The following is a 3660-nucleotide window of genomic DNA, read 5'->3' as shown; positions in this document are numbered from 1 at the left end:
CGGCCTGCCGCCTGAGGCGGTTGCGCCAGCCGATCCCGATCAGGACCAGAGCGACGGCGACCAGCGCCAGGGTGATGACCAAAGTGAGGGTCTGGTTGTTCATCAGGCGGCGCCTGCCGTTGACTCGGCCGGGTGCCGGTAGGGGGTGTTGAGCTTGCCGTCCAGGACGGTGGGGTGGCCCTTGTAGAACGTGGCCACCACCTTGCCCGGCAGCTCCAGCCCGGCGAACGGGGAGTTCCGGCCCATCGTGGCCATTTTCTCAGGATCCACTGTCCAGCGGGCCGCGGGGTCCACAAGGATGATGTTGGCGGGCTCGCCGGCTTCGAGGGGGCGGCCCTGATCGGACAGCCTGCCGATCTGCGCCGCCGCGGTGGAGGTCACCCGGGCGAAGTCGGCCCAGGTCATGAGGCCGGTCTCAATCATGGCGTGCTGGACCACAGACAACGCCGTTTCCAGCCCGGTCATGCCCATCGCCGCCTGCGCCCATTCGCATTCCTTGTGCTCGCTGGGGTGCGGGGCGTGGTCAGTGCCCACCACGTCGATGGTGCCGTCGGCCAGGCCTGCCCGGAGGGCCTGGACGTCAGCGTCCGTCCGCAGCGGCGGGTTGACCTTGTAGACGGGGTTGTAGCTGCGGACGAGGTTGTCCGTGAGCAGCAGGTGGTGCGGGGTAACTTCGGCGGTGACGTTGATGCCGCGCTGCTTCGCCCAGCGGATGATTTCCACCGAGCCGGCGGTGGAAACGTGGCAGACGTGCAGGCGGGAGTTCACGTGCTGGGCCAACAGGACATCCCGGGCGATGATGCTTTCCTCAGCAACGGCCGGCCAGCCGGTGAGACCCAGGACTGCGGACACCTCGCCCTCGTTCATCTGTGCCCCAGCCGTGAGCCGCGGTTCCTGCGCGTGCTGGGCCACGACGCCGTCGAACGCCTTGACGTATTCCAGCGCACGGCGCATCAGCACCGGATCGTGGACGCAGATGCCGTCGTCGGAGAACATCCGGACCCGGGCGCGGGAGTCGGCCATGGCGCCGAGCTCTGCGAGCTGCTCCCCCGCAAGGCCCACCGTCACGGCGCCGACCGGGCGGACATCCACCCAACCGGCTGCGCGGCCCAGGCTGAAGACCTGTTCCACCACACCGGCGGTGTCCGCCACCGGCGTGCTGTTGGCCATGGCGTGCACGGCGGTGTAGCCGCCCAGGGCAGCGGCACGGGTGCCGGTCTCCACGGTTTCGGCGTCCTCGCGGCCGGGTTCGCGCAGGTGGGTATGTACGTCCACCATGCCTGGCAGGGCCACCAGGCCCGCAGCCTCAATCACCGTGGCGCCGGCCGCGTCAGGGCTGGTTGCTGCGCCGGTCCCCCGGGCGGCAATGACGCCGTCACGGATCAGCAGGTCCTCGGCTTCGGAGCCCAGGACTGCCGCACCCCGGATCAGGTAGGTTCCGTTGTTCTCTGCCATCAGTGGCTCTCCTTGGTGGAATGGGCGTTCGCGTTGGCTGCAGTGGTGCGGGCAGCGCCCGCGGTGGCGGCTGGTTCGCGGGTGTCCCCGGAGAGCAGCAGGTACAGGGCGGCCATCCGGACCGACACGCCGTTGCGTACCTGCGCGAGCACGGTGGAACGGGGCGAGTCGGCGGCGGCGGCGGAAATTTCCAGGCCCCGGTTCATGGGGCCCGGATGCATGATGATGGTGTCCTTCAGCCCCAGGCTGTCCAGGGTCCGGAGCCGGTTGTCATCGAAACCCCAGCGCCTGGAGTATTCGCGGGTGGACGGGAAGAACGAGGCGTTCATCCGCTCGCCCTGGACCCGCAGCATCATCACGGCATCCACCCCCTGTTCAAGGGTTTCGTCCAGGTTGTAGCTGACCTTGCACGGCCACTGTTCGACGCCGATGGGCAGCAGCGTGGGCGGCGCCACAAGGGTGACTTCCGCGCCGAGCGTGCGCAGCAGCCAGACGTTCGAACGTGCAACGCGGGAGTGCAGGACGTCACCGGCGATGGCAACGCGCATTCCGGTCAGGTCCGCGCCGATGGATCCGTTCCCGGCGAGTCTGGACCAGTGCCGGCGCATGGTGAAGGCGTCCAGCAAGGCCTGCGTGGGGTGCTCGTGCGTGCCGTCGCCGGCGTTGATGACTGCGGCGTCGATCCAGTCGGTGGCTGCCAGCCGGTGCGGGGCCCCTGAAGCCCAGTGGCGGATCACGACGGCGTCAGCCCCCATCGCTGCCAGCGTCTGGGCAGTGTCCTTGAGGGACTCGCCCTTGGAGACCGAGGAGCCCTTCGCGGCGAAGTTGATGACGTCGGCGGAGAGCCGCTTCGCTGCAGCTTCGAAGGAGATACGGGTGCGGGTTGAGTCCTCGAAGAACAGGTTCACCACGGTGCGCCCGCGCAGGGCCGGGAGCTTCTTGACTTCGCGGTCCCCTACTGCGGCCATCTCTTCGGCGGTGTCGAGGATGCGCACGGCGTTGGCCAGGCTGAGGTCTTCGGTGGAAAGCAGGTGTTTCACGCGCCGCCCTCAATGACCACTTCGTTGATGGCAGTGCCGTTGTCATCGGTGTCGGTCTCGGCGAGGCGGACGCGGACTTTCTCGGCGGACGAGGTGGGCAGGTTCTTCCCCACGTGATCGGCCCTGATGGGGAGCTCGCGGTGGCCGCGGTCGATCAGGACGGCCAGCCGGACAATCCGCGGCCGGCCGAGGTCGATCAGTGCATCAAGGGCGGCACGGATGGTGCGGCCGGAGTAGAGGACGTCATCAATGAGGACCACGACTTTGTTGTCGATCCCGGTCCTGGGCAGCTGGGTGGGCAGCGGCGGCCTGGTGGGCTGGTGGGACAGGTCGTCGCGGAACATGGTGACATCCAACTGGCCGACGATGGCCGCGGCGTCAACGGTGGGATCAGCGGCGGCGATCTTTTGTGCCAACCGGACTGCCAGCGGGTAACCGCGGCGGGGGATGCCCAGCAGGACCAGGTCTTTGGACCCTTTGTTGGCCTCAAGGATCTCATGGGCGATTCGAGTGAGTGCACGGTCAATATCCGCCTGGTTGAGGACAACCCTGGCTGGAACCGGTGCGCTGGTGACAGCAGTCAACTCTTGTCTCCCCTTTCCCCGCCTCACGGGACGGAATTAAAAAAGGATCATTTGCGTTTCAAAATTACCACACCGGCGGTGGCGCAATAGGCTTTCCAGTATGTCCATGCACCCTCACGCGCCCGATTCCGGCGAGGCCGGCCACGCGGGCCAACGTCCTGGCCAGCCGGGCCTGTCAGCAGAATCACAGGCTTATTTTCCCGGGCAGGCCAATCCCAGCTGGATGGGCCGGGTGGAGCCGGAGTATTACCGCCCGGCACCTGGCCATGCCGGCACTCCCCTTCCCTCCGTGGGCCCCGCGCTGGTGGGTGCAGGCGGTCGGGGCGGCGGCATGCGCTCGGCCGGCCTGACGCTGATGGTGGGCGGTGCCGCCCTGGTGTTCCTGAGCCTGTTCCTGGTGGTGCCTTTCCTGCTGGCCAACACCGGGGTCAGCGGGTTCGCGGTGGGTTTCGTCGTCTCGCTGATCCCGCTGACCGCCGTGCTCCTGACCGTCCACGCCATTGACCGGTGGGAACCGGAACCCAAGCGGCTCCTGTTTTTCGCCTTTACCTGGGGTGCGGCCGTCTCAGTCGCGGTCACCC

The 3660-nt window shown here is 67.7% G+C and carries 3 protein-coding genes and 1 pseudogene; 1 reads left to right on the top strand and 3 read right to left on the bottom strand.

Annotated elements, in window-relative coordinates:
• Positions 1–102 precede the first annotated feature (102 nt).
• Genes DBR22_RS17525 through pyrR form a run of 3 tightly spaced genes read right to left on the bottom strand, consistent with a single transcriptional unit; the run spans position 103 to position 3079 of the window.
• On the bottom strand, positions 103–1455 hold the full coding sequence (locus DBR22_RS17525; protein WP_108600074.1) for a dihydroorotase: 1353 nt from the start codon (positions 1453–1455) through the stop codon (positions 103–105).
• Positions 1455–2495, bottom strand: coding sequence for an aspartate carbamoyltransferase catalytic subunit (locus tag DBR22_RS17520; protein ID WP_108600073.1), 1041 nt, complete (start codon positions 2493–2495; stop codon positions 1455–1457). Before DBR22_RS17520 ends, DBR22_RS17525 begins: the two co-directional genes overlap by 1 nt.
• Complete coding sequence (gene pyrR / locus DBR22_RS17515; protein WP_108600072.1) at positions 2492–3079, bottom strand: bifunctional pyr operon transcriptional regulator/uracil phosphoribosyltransferase PyrR; 588 nt, start codon at positions 3077–3079, stop codon at positions 2492–2494. Before pyrR ends, DBR22_RS17520 begins: the two co-directional genes overlap by 4 nt.
• 100 nt (positions 3080–3179) lie before the next feature.
• On the opposite strand from pyrR, the pseudogene DBR22_RS17510 reads away from it, so the two are divergent.
• A pseudogene (locus tag DBR22_RS17510) lies at positions 3180–3660 on the top strand (PrsW family intramembrane metalloprotease); the annotation flags it as partial.

The sequence above is a fragment of the Arthrobacter sp. HMWF013 genome, from assembly GCF_003061105.1.
Lineage (GTDB): Bacteria > Actinomycetota > Actinomycetes > Actinomycetales > Micrococcaceae > Arthrobacter.
This window is presented reverse-complemented; position numbering and strand designations above follow the sequence as displayed.